The organism is Streptomyces sp. NPDC059567, from assembly GCF_042735655.1.
In the GTDB taxonomy this organism is placed as follows: Bacteria; Actinomycetota; Actinomycetes; order Streptomycetales; family Streptomycetaceae; genus Streptomyces.
Genome location: NZ_JBHWBS010000028.1, coordinates 63,122 through 64,681, shown reverse-complemented (window position 1 = coordinate 64,681; position 1,560 = coordinate 63,122). Strand labels below are relative to the sequence as shown.

General features: G+C 69.0%; 2 protein-coding genes. Both read right to left on the bottom strand.

All coding sequences use genetic code 11. From position 1 onward, the window contains the following. Positions 1–113: 113 nt before the first annotated feature. Positions 114–347, bottom strand: coding sequence for a hypothetical protein (locus tag ACFVZW_RS15625; protein WP_384521294.1), 234 nt, complete (start codon positions 345–347; stop codon positions 114–116). 206 nt (positions 348–553) lie between these two features. Further along, positions 554–1,405: a Yip1 family protein gene (locus ACFVZW_RS15620; RefSeq protein WP_384521291.1), complete on the bottom strand. Its 852-nt coding sequence runs from the start codon at positions 1,403–1,405 to the stop codon at positions 554–556. Between the last annotated feature and the right edge of the window lie 155 nt (positions 1,406–1,560).

Below are 1,560 nucleotides of genomic sequence, written 5' to 3'. Positions count from 1 at the left end.
GTGGTAACGGGTGTGGCAGAGGCCCACGACGCGTGCGGGAAGCCGCGCCGAAGCCGTTTGGGGCCCCGGCGGAGACACCCCGGGGGGCCCCCCAACCGTCGGAAGCGGGGGCGTCAGTCCCAGACGTAGAGGCCCCAGCCGGCGGACTCGCGGAGACAGTAGTAGGACGAGTAGCCGTGGCGGACGTAGTACGCGCCGCCGCCCTGGCACTGCGACTCGGAGCTGTAGTGCGCGATGAAGTGCATCGACGTGGGGGCGGCGGAAGCGGTGCTCGACACAGCTCCCGTCATTCCGAATGCGGCGAGCGCGGCCGAGAACACCGCTATGCGCGAAAGCTTGCCGGACATAAAACTCCTCTGAACGAGTTGAGAATGAGTCCATGCGGTGGAGCGGTGTCGATCTTTGTTGCGTGACGATGACACGTCAACGAAATCAGGGAAGCGGTGCCGGGAATGGCCGCCAACCGTTGTCCATGGCTGGTATTCGATAGTGCCGAGCAGAGGAGAAGCCCCCCACCGCCGTGCGATGGGGGGCTTCTCCTTGTCCGTACGTGTTACAGCGTGCCCAGCTTGATCAGGCTGAGCAGCGCCACCAGTTGGATCGCCGACGCGCCCAGGGCCTTCGGCCAGGGCAGGTCGTGGGAGCGGCTCACCATCGTCGTGAACAGGGCGCCCGCCGCCAGCCAGGTGATCCAGCCGATGACCTGCACCAGGCCGTTCTCGCCGCCCAGGAAGAGCGCGAAGACCAGGCGGGGCGCGTCCGTGATCGACATGATCAGCATCGACAGGCCCACCGTCGGCTGCCACGTGCCGTCGCCGCCGAGCTGGCGGGCCAGGGTGTGCGTGACCGCGCCCAGGATCAGGCCGGCGACGACGAAGCCGACGCCCGTCATCAGGACGTACGGGATCGCCGTCGACAGCGTCGCGTTGATCGCCTCGTCGCGCGCCTTGTCGAAGCCGAAGATCGCGAGCAGTCCGTAGAGGAACGTGACGGTCAGCGCGGGGCCCCACACCGCGTGGTCCCGCATCTGCAGGAACGTCGGCGCCGGGCGCAGCACGATGCCGCTCAGCAGGGCCTTCCAGGGCAGCCGCGGGCCCGTGGGCGCGGGGGCGTTGCCCGCCTGGTACGTCGCGCCGGCGCCGTACGGGTCCTCGTTCACGCTGAACATCTGCGTGTGCCCCGGCGTGTTCGCCGCGTAGTGCTGCTGCTGTTGCTGCTGCGCCCCGTACGGGTCCCCGAAGTACTCCGGCTCCCCCTCGTACCCACCGCCGCCCTGCGGGGCCTGGCGGCCCCACTGCTGCTGCGGGTGGGGCGGCGGGGCCGCGTTGTACCCGTACGGCGCCTGCTGCGGTTGTTGTTGCGGGGGGCGGTTGTCCCGGCCGCGTCCGTTCCTGAATCCAGCCACGCCTTGAACGTACCCGTTTCCGCTGTCAGGGCGCTCCTTTGCCACTGAGCTGTGACATCCCCTAGGGGATGTCACAGCTCGATCAGGCCGGGCCCACAAAGGAGAGGGGCGCCCCCCGGGTCTCGGGGTCCGGCCCCGCGGGTGTGAACACAAAT

Excerpts from the sequence above, each read along its gene's own strand:
- ACFVZW_RS15625 (WP_384521294.1), bottom strand. The coding sequence starts at position 347 with ATGTCCGGCAAGCTTTCGCGCATAGCGGTGTTCTCGGCCGCGCTCGCC.